This is a genomic window from Chitinophaga hostae, assembly GCF_018224885.1.
GTDB lineage: Bacteria > Bacteroidota > Bacteroidia > Chitinophagales > Chitinophagaceae > Chitinophaga > Chitinophaga hostae.
The window spans coordinates 613239-629773 of sequence record NZ_JAGTXB010000003.1 but is presented as its reverse complement, the minus strand read 5'-3'; the positions used below and the strand labels follow the sequence as shown (position 1 = coordinate 629773).

At 38.5% G+C, this 16535-nt stretch carries 7 protein-coding genes; 1 reads left to right on the top strand and 6 read right to left on the bottom strand.

The window, feature by feature from the left end; genetic code table 11:
* Nucleotides 1-398 precede the first annotated feature (398 nt).
* The 5 genes from KE626_RS09635 to KE626_RS09615 form a co-directional block, all read right to left on the bottom strand.
* Nucleotides 399-1214, bottom strand: a complete 816-nt coding sequence (locus tag KE626_RS09635) for an SDR family oxidoreductase (RefSeq protein WP_211972657.1) — start codon at nt 1212-1214, stop codon at nt 399-401.
* Nucleotides 1215-1378: 164 nt separating this feature from the next.
* The gene (locus tag KE626_RS09630; protein ID WP_211972656.1) at nt 1379-2392 is read right to left on the bottom strand and encodes a helix-turn-helix domain-containing protein; all 1014 of its coding nucleotides are present in this window, start codon (nt 2390-2392) and stop codon (nt 1379-1381) included.
* A 394-nt stretch (nt 2393-2786) separates the two neighbouring features.
* Nucleotides 2787-5510: a sugar-binding domain-containing protein gene (locus KE626_RS09625; RefSeq protein ID WP_211972655.1), complete on the bottom strand. Its 2724-nt coding sequence runs from the start codon at nt 5508-5510 to the stop codon at nt 2787-2789.
* 64 nt (nt 5511-5574) lie between these two features.
* A complete protein-coding gene (locus KE626_RS09620; RefSeq protein ID WP_211972654.1) occupies nt 5575-7026 on the bottom strand; it encodes a RagB/SusD family nutrient uptake outer membrane protein in 1452 nt (483 codons plus the stop codon).
* A 31-nt stretch (nt 7027-7057) separates the two neighbouring features.
* Entirely contained in the window at nt 7058-10423 is a 3366-nt protein-coding gene (locus KE626_RS09615) for a SusC/RagA family TonB-linked outer membrane protein (RefSeq protein WP_211972653.1), read from the bottom strand.
* 393 nt (nt 10424-10816) lie between these two features.
* Between KE626_RS09615 and KE626_RS09610 the strand changes: the two genes are divergently transcribed.
* Nucleotides 10817-13537 (top strand): alpha/beta hydrolase family protein, encoded by a 2721-nt coding sequence (locus KE626_RS09610; protein ID WP_211972652.1) that lies wholly within the window; start codon nt 10817-10819, stop codon nt 13535-13537.
* Between the two features lie 28 nt (nt 13538-13565).
* Here KE626_RS09610 and KE626_RS09605 read toward each other — a convergent pair whose 3' ends face one another.
* The gene (locus KE626_RS09605) at nt 13566-16238 is read right to left on the bottom strand and encodes an outer membrane beta-barrel protein (RefSeq protein ID WP_211972651.1); all 2673 of its coding nucleotides are present in this window, start codon (nt 16236-16238) and stop codon (nt 13566-13568) included.
* Nucleotides 16239-16535 lie beyond the last annotated feature (297 nt).

Here is a 16535-nt window from a genome sequence, read left to right as displayed (position 1 = left end):
GGTTTCCTATGGCAGATGATTTATGCCGAGAGGATTTCTCCCTATGATCTATATACGAAATTTTTCTTTTAAAAACTCCGTCATTTTGCTTTGAATAAAATGAATAAGCCTGAACAAAAAAAAATCACACTGAACGAAACTGAACAATTATTTTATCTAGTAGGTGTCGTATATTTGACTGGGTTAACAAACAATGGATGAACGGCCCCCCTTTTTAGGGGGGCTTTTTTTTTGAGTAATATATGCTCGGGGAGTAGCGTAAAATATTGTCAGCTTTACTGACGAGTAGTTGACATCAACTCTCCGGATGCGTCGACAGCGCATCGTGTGATGACAACTATTATGCATGGCTGCCCTTTTCAGGGCGGCCATTTCTATTGATGGCTTGTGTGGATTGGTTACAGGAAAAGGTCTTTCTGTAACTTACCGCCGGGTACCACGGCGTATTTATCGAAGTTGGTGATACCGGCAGCCTGCAATACGGCTTCGTCAATGAATGTATTCCCTGAATAAGCGGCGGGTTGTTGCAAAATATATTCCACAGCATCTGCGAGGATATCGGGGGTACGGCTTCTGTTGATCAGCGCTTCGCCGCCCAGGAGGTTTTTTACTGCTGCCGTGGCGATGGTAGTAGCGGGCCATAGGGCATTGGATGCAATGTTATATTGGGCAAGTTCTGCGGCCCAGCCTAATGCCAGCATGCTCATATTATACTTGCTGATGGTATAGGCCACATGCGGACCAAACCATCGTGGATCCAGGTTAATAGGAGGAGATAAAGTAAGGATATGCGGATTGGTTCCTTTTTTCAGGTATGGAATACAATGTTGGGTGACCAGGAAGGTGCCTCTTACATTGATATCGTACATCAGGTCGAACCGTTTGGCGGGTGTTTGTTCTGTATTGGTGAGCTGGATGGCGGAGGCGTTATTAATAACTACGTCGATGCCGCCGAACTTCTCTACGGCTAGTTGCACTGCCTGTGCGATCTGGGTTTCTTCGCGGATATCTACCTGTACAGCGAGGGCTTTGCCACCCGCTTCTTCCACTTCTTTGGCAGCAGAGTAGATGGTACCTCCCAGTCGCGGGTCTTCTTCCACGCTTTTGGCGGCGATCACTATGTTAGCGCCTTTGCTGGCCAGGCGTAACGCGATGGCTTTGCCTATGCCACGGCTTGCGCCGGTAATAAAAATGGTACGTTGCTGAAAAGACATAACCCTTGCTTTTAACAATGAGAAAAGAAGAGGAATTTAAGGATTCTTTCTCTGACTGCAAAAAGCAAGGGTCATTTTGAGGGGCAAAAAGAAAAAATAGCGGGCCTAAGACTAGGCCCGCGAGTCACCAACCTAAAAAATCAAAAGGGGTGATTAAGACAACTTCATTGGGCATTGCGAATAGCTATGAATGAGCTGTTAAAATAGGATTCGAACAGGTGAATGAATGCTTCGCTGCTGTTCATGCAGATGGCGCGGGCAATTTCGTCTGGCTCCATACTGGTAGCCACCGTCATATGAAAAGCATGTATCATTTTACGCTGCAAATGAAAATCTTTCATCGTAATATGGTGCAGGTTTTCGAATGCGCGGCTCAGCTCTTCAGCATTGATATCGAGCATATAGGCGATTTTCGCCAGGTTAAATTCTTCTTCCGGATTATCCATGATATAGGCAACCGCTTCCTTCAGTGTATACCTCATTTCCGCTGTACAGTGAATTTTCGGAAGGTGGGCTACCCTGTCCTGGTTAGCGAAGTTGATAAACAGGTCCAGGCAGCATCTGTACAGGAGTTTATCTGCCAGTAGTCCGATATACCTGCAGTTACAGATATCGTTAATCAGGTTATAACATACCAGGTTAATTTTATATGGTTCGTCGTGCAGCGGTCCGCTGCCTTCCATGAGCTTCTTGTTCGCCAGTTGCTCCAGTTCAGGGTATCTTAGCGCCATTTTGGCCAATACACCCGGAACTATGTTGATATGAAAACTGAACATGGCATCTCCTCTTTTCATAGGAGCTTCATGAAATATGGTATTTAGTTTAAACAGGTTTACTTCTTTGCCATTCAGCTGATAAGGCCCTCTGCCGGCAATGTTTGCCTTGGTGCCGCCGCCACCGGCCATAAAGTGGAGGGCGATAATTTCTTTACAGGTTACAGGTAATAAGGTGATATCTTCCATGGCGAATATTTCGTGCATCCACAAGGAGAATTCCTCGAGTCTTACGCACTGGCAAACCATATCAAAATCATAATCGTGCTGATAGAAATACTTTGCTGCAGGTATCAGCAAGCCATGGTACTCTTCAGGGATATTTTCGAATGGCGTGTAATTGGTGTCCTCGGTTTCTATTTTCAGGATCTTTTCGGGGAGCTTGGATTTCTTTGGCGCTGCCATAAAACAATGAATTTTTTTGTTTTAAATGTATTTTGTTACCGGTTGCCTGCTGATGGATCTGATAGTTCTTCTTGTTTTTTTACTCTTTTTCTACTCTTTTTCTACTCTTTTTTAAAGTTTTAATAGGATAGCAACGCTTTTATTTCAATCAGGCTGTCTACGTTGTTGCTAGGGTAAATGTCTTTTAATGGTTATCTTAAGGTACATTACTAATACACGGGGGAAATGCGGATCGTACCATGCCCTTTATGTTTTTTTTCTCATATTGATTTAATTGCGATTGGTATGTGTTTTTCGGGTTTTAGAAAAATAGGTCACCAATAGGAATATTAGTGACGTTTGCATGAGTGCACAAGGGGTGTAAACCATCCACCCACTTGTACCGCGTAATCGTTTAGTTATTTGTAGGCCAGGTTGGCTGGCCGGATTTCATTTTTTGGAGGGTTTCGGCGAAGGTCTTTTCACCTGGTGTTCCCTTTTTTAGTTCTACGGCCTTCTCTTCCCATTTAATTGCTTCATGTGATTTATTTATCCGATGTAGCAAATTTGCGTATGTGTCATATGCTTCCGGAGATTGATCTGATTTTTCGACAGTGTATTTCATTACACTAGCTGCGAACTCAAGTATTTTTGGATTGCTAATGTGCTCGTACAGTACCCAAGTCAAGTTGTTAACTATATATTCAGAAGGGTGCCCCAATGCTTTTTCAAAATATAACATGTAATACTTTCCATAATTTTCCCAATCATTAGACTCAAATCCATAATATATCATACGCTTGCCCAGTACAAGTTCTTCTCCAAGGTCTCCGTATTTATCCGTTAGTTTTTTTTGAATGTAGTCCCAATCAGGATTGGAGTTTCTGTTTCTGAATGGTATTATTTCTTCTGAGTTGATTATTTTTTTTACTTTACTCAATGCTTCGTTTTCTCCTAATTCGGCATCTACCTTTTTTGATTGTTTCCAAAATAGCTCGAAACCCTTGTCTTTGCTAGTTCTAGTTATGTTTTTTATGAGTCGCAGATTGTCTAAAGAATATGGATGTGTCAGGTTGCTAATATAGTCGTTGCCGATCCTAGTCGCGTTTTCCTGATCTTTTTTGCGAATGGCCATCAGTAAAACTCTCCTTAAAAATGCTGAATCACGTATGCCTTTTTTATATTGAGTTAGAAGTTCTTCATATCTGTCATCATTGTCATTTAAATTAATATTAGCGGCAATATGAAAAGCTGTATCTAAAGAAAATCCAGTACTTGAAGGGACGAGGTTTTTGTTATAGTTCCTTATTTCACTAGCAGGAATTTTTATAATTTCTCGATCATACGTAAGTAGGCCATTCTCTTCTCCCTCTACATCAAATGGCTGAGTATAAATAGAGGCACTTAAACCATATTGTTCCAATTTTTTTAGTTCCTCTGTCATCTTTTTATATTGCGCGTTCAATAATTCAGGTTTTACTTGTATATAGCCCCAACCCTGCATGTCATCCCATTCGTGACCAGGCACGGATACTCCTACTCCGCCAAATTCACCTACCGCTCTAGCCTTGTTGTGCAGGGCTGGAGGGTTTCTCGGATCTGGATATGAATGCACATCAGCGATATCACTTTCAATCCATGGGCTATCAGATGGAGCTCGTAATTGATCATTGACATAAAGTAATTCGCCTGAATGTCCGTTCACAATTCGGCTTGGGTCGTAATTTTTTACCCATTTTGTTAATCTTCGTTGATCATATGATCCCCATCTTTCATTAAAAAGTACCCATGTTACTATACTAGGATGGCTGTATAGCTGATCGATAGTTTCTTTTATTTCTTTTTCAAATATATCTCTGGACCCAGATGGGAGTTCATGAGGTGGATTAACAAAATCCTGCCAAACTAAGACGCCAATTTTATCAGCATGATAGTACCATCTTTCAGGCTCAATTTTGATATGTTTTCTAATGGTATTGAATCCGAGAGATTTTATCGTCTTGATATCAAATGCTAGTGCCTCATCGGTTGGAGCGGTATACAATCCCTCCGGCCAAAAACCTTGGTCTAGAACACCTAAATTGTAAGTATATTTGTTATTAAGAAAAATGCGATCCGCTCCTTTATCATCTTTTTGAATATCAATTTTTCGCATCCCGAAGTAACTTGTTACTTCATCAACGATTTTTTTTCCCTGAGAAACTTTTATTGAAAGATCATAAAGGAATGGATCACTTGGCGACCATAGTCTTGGATTGGGTATGTTTAATAATACTTCTGTTGATACAATGGCGCCTTCTTTTTGGGCAGCGGGGATGTCTTTTTTGTTTGAGGTTACAATTTGACCATTAACTGAAGCCACAACTTCTATCGTAGTGTTTTTTGTTGCCGCAACTGTATTTATACCTAGATTCAGTTCTTCTTTATCTATATTGGGCGTTGCTTTTAAATGAAGTATGTGAACAGAAGATACTTTCTCTAACCAAACGGTCTGCCAAATACCACTTGAAGGAGTATAATAGATATTTGATGGATTAAGCACCTGTTTTCCATGTGGATTAGGTCCCTGATCTGTGGGGTCATATACTTTAACTAATATTTCGTTGTTTCCTTCCGCTAAGAAATCCGTTATGTCGAACGAAAAGCTTTGGTACCCCCCGGAATGTTGACCAACTTGTTTGTTATTAATAAAAACGGTTGCCTGCCAATCAACGGCTCCAAAGTTAACGATAATCCGCTCATTGCTTGAGAAATTGGGGCGTTGAATTTTTTTTCTATACCATAAACATTGATCCGGTCTTAATATTTTTTGTACACCAGATAGAGATGATTCAATTGGATAAGGAACGAGTATGCTTCCGTTAAAAGTGCTAGGGTTTCTTATGGATGAATCTGTTATAGCGTAATCCCACAATCCATTCAGATTTTCCCAGTTTCTGCGTTGCAGCAGTGGACGAGGATATTCTATCATCACGTTAGATGGATTAACATATTTTGCCCACCGAGATTGAATATGTATTGGCTTCATATGATAATTTTCTAGTACCGTACTCTTATCTGATAGTTTTGGATTTTGCTGCCCCAAGCATTTTCCTGCTATAAGAAAGGATAGCAGGATGCCAGTTATATCTATTTTCATTAGCTGTGGTTTATCTTATTCGTGGTTTGGTGACGTTGTTTTATATGATTTTTAATAGTATAATTTAATATCCCTTGTTTTGTATAATATTTGCATCAGCTAAGATGTCAGAAGGAGGGATAGGATATAGCTGCCAGTTAGGACTCCATGTTCCTCCCTTTTGGGGCGTAACAGTACTCATTACATTGTTTACGATTTCAGTTCTTTTTAAGTCAAGCCAACGATGGCCCCATTCGGTGAACAGTTCAACCTTTCGCTCATGCGAAATAGCATTCAATATGGAATTCATATTATTAAGTTGGACATTTGCCAACCATGCCCTTTTTCGAATTGCATTTAAATCATTCAATGAGCCTTGGATATTATTTTGGTGAGCCCTCGCCTCTGAGCGAATTAAAAACTGTTCACTTAAACGTAGTACAGTGTTATACTCAGTTACCGGAGCGTTGAGACTATCGGATTTGTATTTGCTGGCGAAATAATGTATTTTTCCATTCAAATCTATTGAGTCTGTCCATCTAGCTTTTCTTTGATCCGAATTTTCAAAACTATTAACAAGTTCTGTACTCAAATATACGGGCTTTGAGAAGGTGAATCCAGTTGAATGGAGAATATATGTTTTGGCATCTTCTGTATTTGAGCCGTAGTTAACTGGTTGTAATTGCCAGATCGATTCAGAGCTGTTTTTTTGAAAGGTATTTGTTAGTGAATCAAGATGAAACAACGCAGTATTGTTAAGAATTTCAGTAGACTGTTTTTCCGCATTATTCCAATCCCCGATGAATAGATAAGATCTCGCTAATAAGGCTATTGCCGCCCATTTATTAGGTCTCACTCTTTCTGTAGTACTGTTTAGTAGTGTTGCATCGACGTAGTTTTGAGTAAGCAGTTCTTTAGCATCTTTCAGGTCGGAGATGATTTGTTGCCATACATCGGATTTATCGGCCCGTGGAAGGGAGCTATTTATTTTGTAATCGGTAGAAGTTACTAATGGGACATTGCCATAGAGATTTACTAAATAGAACAGAAAAAATGCTCTCATGAATTTGGCCTCTCCCAACAACTGTGTTTTTACACCTGGGCTTAAAGATTGTGAACTTGGCACTTTTTCTATAATGGAATTTACGATAAATAGTTTTGGATAGATATTGTTCCAAATACTTGGCTGCTGAGTGGCAATTAGACTATTTGAATAGTAGTTCTTTAAGTCAGGGTTACTATACCCACTATATAATGACAATTCATCTCCGGATAATCCAGTTAGAAAAGCAATAGACGCCAGATCCCCACTTGCAAGAGAATTGCTGCTTATCTTTGTATAGATTCCTGTCAGTAATGCAGCAGCGGTACCGTCATTGGAAAAAACATTATCACCAGTGATGTTTGTGGTAGGTCCTTTGACATCAACGAATTTTTTACAACTAGTTGGAAGTTGAGTTATAAGAAACAGTACCGCTGGAAATATTACTCTGAATAGTTGTGTTGTCTGAGATTTATTATTGAATATGGGATGCATTTTTTTCGTTTTTGCGATGTTTAAGTTGTTATCACAAAGTTATTTGTGCGCCGAAGGTGACTACTTTCAATGGAGGTAAACCAAGTCCGGGACTCTCAGGATCAAAGCCATTGAATTTGGTAATTGTGAAAAGATTTTGAGCACTCATGAACACTCTCAAGCTTTGGAGATGGGCCTTTCTTTCCCATGCTTGGGGGATTTGCCAGGAGATGGAGATGTTTTTTAATTTCAGGTATGAAGCATCCGTCCATATTGCGTCGCTATTCTGGATATATCCTAAGGACCGGCTGTCATTGGAGCTAAAGGCTTGAACCTTCGCTTTGTCGCCGGGTTTCTGCCACCGGTCTAGTACTGCAGTAGATTGATTACTTTTGCCAAAATAAAAAGTTCCTGGATATAAATAACCTAGCATTCCATATGTTAAGTTGTCTTGTGCATTCTGTTTGCAAAAGATGAATAGTAGATCAACCGAGAAGCCTTTATAAGTAAAGCTATTTTGTAGACCACCGTAGAATTTTGGGTCAGGGCTTACTATAGATATCTTATCATCTGGGTCGGATGGTTCCTGTGTGATGTTGCCTTTTGCGTCTTTAAATTCATATGTTCCTGTTTGGGCATTAATTCCATTGTAGTGAAAGAGTTTTTGCATTGTGATGGATTTTCCAACCATTATGGAGCCATAACTATCAGCACCACTAAATGAAAGCAATTGATTCTTGGGGATAGTAAGATTGACGTTGCTTGTCCAGCTGAAATCCCTTGTTTTTATATTTACTGTGTTTAGGGTAAGCTCCCATCCTGTATTTTGGACAACAGCAGGAAAGTTTCTCGTAATGCTTTGAAACCCTGTGATAATTGGTAATGTAAATGGTAGTAACTGATTAGAAGAGCGATTGCGATTATAATTTGCTGTAAAGAGAATCTTATCTTTGATGAACCCAAGCTCTAAACCGACTTGGAATTTTTTTGTTTCTTCCCATTGCAAATATGGATTGGTTAGCCTGGTTGCTGATAAACCAATTGCATCTTGATAAAGTCTACCAATTATGGTGGTTGGTCTGTATAAGTCGAGATATAGATAGTCTTCGATTTGGTCATTTCCAGTTGTGCCGTAACTTCCCCGCAGTTTTCCGAAGCTTAAGAAGGGAATGGTGTTCTGAATGAAAGATTCTTGTGAGAATATCCAAGCAACTCCTAGAGAGCCGAAGTTATGAAATTGATTTTTTGAACCAAAGCGAGAGCTCCCGTCTCTTCTTGCATTAAGATTAATAATGTATTTATCATCCCAATTATAGGTTAGTCTGCTGTATAAGGCATTATATTTGTACACGGAGTTTATATTACTACCTCTTAAATTTGGGGCAGACGCAAAGTCTTCCATGACTAAATCGTTATTAAAACCTGTTGCAATAGTTAGCGACTGATCATTATTTCGTTGGGAAATTGTGGTGCCCAGTAGGTAGGTCAGTTTTGATTTGCCTATATTCTTCTTATATTCTATTTGCGGTTCTGCGAGCCATGAGATTATTCTATTGGAGAGGAAACTACTCGCTCGGTAGGTATACATCCTGTCTTCCGGACTCGAACTGGACAATGGCTGCATTGTAGTTTCGTTACCAGTTAGGTTGTTGTATCCCAGGCTGCTTTTGACTTCTAATCCTGGTAGTATTTCGTAGCTAACAACCAAATTGCTGGTTAAATTGTTGATTTTGTTAACGTTTTTGTTGTTTAGAACAGCTAATGGATTTAGATAAAATGTTGTCGAACCCGATGATGTGGGTTTCCAGTTTATGCTTCCTTCTGGAGTATATGGTTCAGGTGCAACTGGAGCCAGGGTGATCGCGCTCGTTGTCAAATCTGTAAGCGGGAGCTTATTGTTGTCAAACATGTAGGATGCGGATAGCCGGACTTTGAATTTTTTATTTGATGAAGTGTTGTTTATGTTGAAATGGAGTGAACCTTTAGTATCTGAGTAACTCCCGGGAAACACTGTTGTCTGTTTGTTATATCCTGCGCCAATCAGATATTGAGTTAGCGGGCTTCCTCCCGAAACAGTGACTTGGGCATTGGTGTACTGTGATGTATGACCTATTAGCTCTTTTTGCCAATTGATATTACGGGTGGTATCCCAAGCGCCGTTTAAGTCATAGTCATAATCAGAAGGTGTTGCAATCCCATCATTGCTTAGTGCTTCGTGTCTCATTTCGAGATATTGCCTTGTATTTAGAAGATCGAGCATATGCCCTACTTTTCCCCAGCCACTTTGTATTGTAAACTCAGTTTTGGTCTCACCAGACTTTCCTTTCTTCGTTGTAATAAGTACGGCACCGTTTGCTGCACGGGAACCATAAATTGCAGTCGCGTCAGCATCTTTTAAGATTTCTATACTTTCAATATCCGATGAATTTAAGTAATTTAGTGGATTGCCGGATACATTTGAGCTACCGCCGGACGTACCAGTAATGCCATTGATTACTGGCAATAATTGTGATATATATGGAACACCATCTATGACAAAAAAGGGGTCATTGCCACTAAGTAGGCTGTTTAGTCCCTGGATGCGAATGGTGACACCAGTACCAGGTAGTCCTGAGGCTTGTTGGATAACTACTCCCGGCACGCGACCTTGTAAACTGAGTAGAACATTGCTCACGGGTTGTTTTTCTATTTCGGTCGCTTTGATACTGGTTATGTTTCCAGTATTTAGGCGTTTAGTTGTGCTGCCATATGCGATTACTATTTTTTCATCCAAATTATTTGCCTGCGGTTTTAACCGAACAATGATATTTTTGCTCAAAGCAACAATTTCTTTTGTTTCGAAGCCAATGGAACTTATGATAATAACGCTGCCGTTTTCGATTTGAGATAAATGGAAACTTCCATCCAAATTACTTATAGTGCCCTGTTTAGAGTCTTTTATTTTCAATGTCGCACCGGGTATAGAATTGTTAGACATATCTACTATTTTACCCGATAGTTCGAATGTGTTGGTGAGTGTATCGGTTGAGATAGGTTTTAGAAAACTTTGTTTGAGCCAGTCCTGCCTCTTAAAAATTACAATGCTGTTTTTTTGTAGCAAAAAATCGAGATTTTTTGAGTCATTGAGTAAAAAGAGCATGACTTCCGAAATGTCTGTTTGTAAAAAGTTTACAGTTACAGTTTTCTTATTGTTAAGTTTCGTTTCTTGATAATTGTTCGTGATGATTAACCCAGTCTGTTGATTGATCTTTTTGAATACCTCTTCAAGTGGAATGTTTGTTGCAGCGATTGTTACCTTGTGATTTTGACGTTTGATATTGCTGAATGCTGATGGATGGAATATTAGGCTAACCAATATTGGTAATGCTGTATAAAGCAGGAATCTATATGGGCAAAGCTGAATATTTATCCGTATCATATTTTTTTAATTAGAGATTAATAAATTGTTTGGGCACTCGGTTAAGGTCCCTGTATTAGGTACACTGCTGTCTAATTAAAAGTACTATTCAAATGTGTCCCTTTTTTTACAAGAAATTTGTATGCTGAATAGTACTATTTGGGTTTATATGTGTATATTGATTAGATTGTTGTTAATCGGTTTTTAACACTATACAGCGTGAGTTAGTTCTTGGTTCCCTCGCCTTGATCGACAGTTTGCTAGGATGGAAAACAGGGACGCCGAAACGCGTTGCGGTATTGGATATTATGCTGGCTTTATAGAGAAGATTGACTGTCAACTAACTTCAGTTGTCTGTAGTATATTTAGGGCCTTTGACATTTCTTAGTAGTGATGCGTCTAACTTTTCGAAATATGAGATTTTTCTGTTGCTTATTGTCTGCTTTGTTTACTTTTTCTCTTGTTTTCTGTCAAGATGCTTATTATTTGACCAAGAGTAAGCCGACTATTGATTCCACCGCCTATAACCGATGGAAATTTGTGAGCGATATCAATATAACCAATGACGGAAATTTTGTTTCTTACCTGGTTAATAATCTTCCTTTAGGTAGTTGTACTTCGGTATTGAAAGCCGTCAATGGGGATTGGGAGACTGGAGTAATAGATATTCGAAATATTCAATTTACAGCAGATAGCCGAACCGCAGTTTTTATAGCAGCCAATGATACGTTGGAAATGCTTAGATTGGGTACTTCTCATGTCGATCGTATTCCAATGGTGGAGTCGTTCTATTTGCCTTCCGGAAAAAATGGGGAGTGGATAGTTTATAAAGATACAAAAGATGGAAGGATTACATTGTTTAACCTTTGGACAGGTGAAAGTAGTGTTTATTCAGCAGTGAATAGTTTTGCATTTAGTAAGCATGGTGAGTCGCTAATGCTTGATGTCAAAGAGAAAATTGAAGGGAAGCTGAGACATACACTGAGAAAAATAGATTTAGCCAACAGATCAACAACTGATATCTGGGTGGGGGAGGGTATACCGAAAGTTACCTTAACTGAAAGTGCAGAGAAACTTGCGTTTATTGTTTCAAATCATGACAGAAAATCAATCTGGATTTACGATTGCTTATCAAATAGGTCACATGAAATAGTTAATGATTCTGCTTTGTTGACTGAAAGGCATCAAAGCATCAACGATATTCAGTCATTTAGTAGTAATGGTAAGCACCTGTTTTTTACAGTCAGAGAAGTGAAGGTTGATATGATGGAAAGAGTGAAAGCTTCAAGCGTTAGTGTTTGGAGCTATCTTGATGCCAAACTGCCACCTCAAGAAAATAAGGAAGCAGGAAATGAACATGTTTATTCTTCGGTAGTTAATATTCAAAGCCGTAATGTTAGACAGATTATCAATAGCAATGAAGTGATATTAGGTACGAATGCTGACAGGGATGTGTTTCTCGTTGCCCACTTTGGTGGAGCCGATCGTGGGGAGCTTAACTGGAATGATTCAGCGCAAAGAACTTATTTGATTAGGCTGTTGGAATCAAATAGGGATATTAAGATGGCGATAGATGGAAAGAATACAGTGTGGCTATCCCCTGGTGGAAGATTTCTTATCTATTACGATATTGAGACTGGAAAATACTTTAGTTATGATATAGAACAAGGAATTAGCCACTCTCTTACAACAGATCTTCATGTTTCATTTATATCTACCTACTGGGAGGATCAAGCTCCTAGGCCAAGGGGGGTTGCTGCATGGTTGGCGAATGATAAGGCTGTTTTAATTTATGACAAATTTGATATTTGGCTTGTTGATCCATCTGGTCGAAAACTACCGAGGAATATTACAAATGGATATGGGAATAGACATAATATAATATTTTATCTAGGTCTGTCAGAATATGCCGAATCGATACAGCTTGGAGATGGAGAGTCAGTAGTATTGAACGCCCTTAGTTTAGAGAGCAAGCAGAATGGCTTCTTTAAGATGGATATCTACAGTAATGGAGACCCTGAGAAGTTGACAATGGGAAACTATTTATATCAGCTAGTTGATAATCCTTATGTGCCATACTCCTGTATTTCCTATCCGCTTAGAGCAAGATCGGGTAATGGTTACGTGGTAAGGCGGATGAGCGTTACGGAGTCTCCTAACTATTTTTTTACGCAGGATTTTAAGAATTTTTCACCACTTAGTAGTATAACTCCGGAGAAAGAGTATAATTGGATTACTGCAAATCTATATACTTGGAAAAACGAGAACGGTGAGTCCTTCCAGGGGCTACTTTACAAGCCGGAGAATTTTGATTCGCGGAAAAAGTATCCTGTTATTGTACACTATTACGAAAAAAAATCTTTCGGGCTGAATGTATATCTTTCGCCGGAGGATATTTCGGATGGTTGCAATATTAATATACCAACTTTTGTTAGTAATGGCTATTTGGTCTTTGCACCGGACATTAATTTTACTATTGGAAACCCCATGCAGGGCACATTTAATTCTGTGGTTTCAGCTGCAAAATTTTTATCTGCTTTGCCATTCGTCAATAAGAACAGAATGGGTATTGGTGGGTGCAGTTTTGGGGGCCTTCAAACTAATTATTTGGTAACTCACACGGGCTTATTTGCGGCAGCATATTCTGCGAGTTCAATGTCTGATCTTGTCAGTGCTTACGGAGGACTTTTTGCCGGCGCAGTTAGCTTGCAATCCTATTTTGAGATGGGAGGACAAGGTCGTATGGGAGGCACTATATGGCAGAATCCAGAGTCATATATACAAAATTCTCCCGTATTTAATGTGGACAAGGTAAGCACACCGTTACTACTTATGCACACTACTAACGATCCGATTTGTCCTTTTTCTCAAGCAATTGAATTTTTTACTGCATTGAGGCGCTTGGGGAAAAAATCGTGGTTGTTGGAGTATGCAGATGGAAGTCATGGGGTGTTTGGTAACTCTGCTAAGGATTTTGGTATTCGATTGACGCAATTTTTTGATCACTATTTGAAAGATGCTCCTGCCCCGATTTGGATGACGAGAGGAGGAGCTGCCGCATTGAGAAGTGTCGCGGATGGTTTAAGATTGGATAAAGATATTATTACACCAGGGAAGGGGCTATTGGAGCAGTAGTTGGTAGTTGTACGGTTGTTCTTTTGGTTTATTGCTGTGAAGATTTTCGACCAAGGAAGTATGAAAATCTAAGGATGAAGAATCGTTGCAAGATATTTGTTTGCATATTTTCTATGTAATTGACGCCAATATTTCTATTAATTCTAATGCTCTTATTTAATAGATCAAATACTTGTAATTTAATGAGTCCTTGTTTATGAGAAAAGAGGCTCTTTGAAACTGAGGCATTTATTATTAGACTTTTTGGATTATATCCGAGCATGTTTCCGTCCACCCAGTTGTAAGAAGCTGTAGCCGTGAAAGAGATGCCATGATGGAGATTTAAACTGTTTTCCAAACGGAAAGTATATTTAAGTATTGAATTGTCTTCTAAATCTTCGCTTGAATAACGTACATTACTATAATTAATATTTCCAGAAAAGTAGCAGTCAAGAGTTTTCTCATAAGTGTAGCTGTATCCAAAAGATTGGTTAATAATTAGATTCTTATAGGATCCTTTGGTTCCGTTTGAAGAATTCAATTCTTTGCTATAAGTTGCATTTGTGTTCAATCTTACTATTCCAAACGAGCTTTTTAACGGAATGCTGTTTTCAATATCGATGCCAAAGTTGTAGGCTCCGCTAATGTTTAGTGGTTTGCTAATCTGCCGTCCAAGAGAATCCAACCAAGTCCCGGTGACGATTTGATCGGTAGTAAATGAGCCGTTGGCTGACACCGATAAGAATCTCAAGTTTGTAGCATTCAAGGATTTATAGGAGAAATTGAAGGTTTCGGAACTGGAAGGTTTTAAGTCCGGGTTACCTATGCTCATGAACAATGGGTTGCTATTGTCTATTATTGGTTGTAATTCACTTATTTCAGGAAGCCTTATGTTCCTCATGTATAGGAAGCTAATATCTTTGCCGTTGCTGAAAGTATAGTTAAAGATCAAATTGGGCAAGATGCCTGATGCATCGATTCTAGTATTGTTATTAGATTTGTAATCTAGATTGTTATTTTTTGATGTGAAAGCGGCTAAAGAAAACGAAATTTCTATTTTCCCTTTCTGTTTGGTCCATCCCATTTTTGCTAGTCGTTGAAACCCATAGTACTTAAGATTATTACTTAGGCTGTCATTCAGAATATCGTACAATTTTGTTTCATTGTTATAGCTATGGCTAAATTTCGTGTTACGTTGATCGTTATGGTCTTCGGCAAAAGTAAATTGAAGAAAATCTGTTTTTGATATTGGTTCTAGGTAAGTGATAGTCATAAATAGTTGTCTGCTTTTTCCGGATTTGAGGTTATTTAGGTTGATTGTATCAATTGTGAATTCTCCATTGGTTTGCGGAAAATGATTGTAGGATATATTGAATTCCGTTTCGTAAACTGCAGATTTTCCATATCCTATCGCTGCACTTAATGTTCTGCCAAATTTTTTGAACTTTTTGTCATAAATTATATTGAAGGAAAGACTATTTCGTTCATATTTTTTTTTGTTTTCAATCATCCCTTGATTTAGTATTTGGGATTGATCGGTTTGAGATTTATAGCTGTTATTTAGTTGTGTGTGGCTTGAGTAGTATCCTAGTTGGCTGAGAAATGTTATTTTCTGTAGAGAATCAATTTTGTACTCCAATTGGCTATGAATTCTATTCCCCATTGAATTTATTGTGATTTCATTTTTTTGATTATAGAAATACGTAGAATCATTTAGAAAGGTTTGACGTACTGCATTTAGATTGTCATTTTTTAGACTGTTGTCCATAATGTAATTTGTATTAAATCCTATTTTGTTGTTTTTATTGTTGCTATAGTTGAATCCTGTATTCCATCTGCGAATAATACCAGTGTTTTGCGCAGTATTTCCATCTAGCAGGCCATTTGTATTATCTCCGGTTCCTAAAAATATAATTTGTTCTTTTGGAGTAAATTTATTCAAATTGACCTTCGCTCCAAATCTATCTTCTGAGCCATACGCTGCTGTTATTTGCCCGGTTAGTATATTTTTCTTGTTCTCTTTCAGTACCAGATTTATAGATTTTTCATTTTGTTCTTGTTTGATTCCAGTATTTTGGGACTCTTTCTTCTGATTAATTAATTGGACTTTTTCAATCATGTCGGCCAACAGGTTTTGGCTGATAATTTTTACCTCTTCTCCATCAAATACTGGTCTCCCATTGATCATAATCGATTTAACTACTGTCCCATTTACCCGAATGGTACCATCACTCTCTATTTCAATGCCGGGTATTTTCTTGAGAAGATCTTCAATTAAGTCATTTTCTTTAGGCTTAAAATAAGAAGCAGTGAATTCTAATGAATCTTTTTTGATCACTAGCGGAGATTTCTGCCTTACTATATTTATCTCAGTCAAGGTTAACGATTTTTTCTGCATTTCTATTTTTATAGTCTGGGTAAATTTCTCGTTTACAGAAATTACCATAGGATAAAGAAGTGGTTGGTATCCCAAATATGTTATGTATAAAATGTAGTTCGTTCTTATTAAACTGTCGAGTGTGAAGTAGCCGTTCGCATCTGTGAATGTCGTTGTTATTTTGGTAGAGTCATGAGCGTACATGCAGACAACTGTCGCTGAACTGAGATTTATATGAGTTTCGCTGTCGTAGACATGCCCCCTTATTTGGGTACGAGTAGACATTTGAGACCAGGTGTGGTGGGTCAGTAGTGTCAAAATGGCTATTGCAATAAATCTCTTCATAAAATGGGGTTGCCGGTGCTCGTAAATTCAGTCATTTGATTGCAACTATATAGCAGTTAGGCTATTTATCTGCCGCTCCTGAGATACTATATGTTGTTTTTTGGGAAAATAGCTCTTGCTGTGTGCAGGTTGCAGTGAATGAATTTAATTTTGGAATATTGATATGGAGACTCTTCTGATTTGGTAGATAGTTTACCTATGAAGTCTCTACTATCTTTTGCCTACTTTGTTATTGATTTGACCCTCAAAATTAAAAAAGCCATGTCAACATTAATTCCATATAACATAATTGGGTAT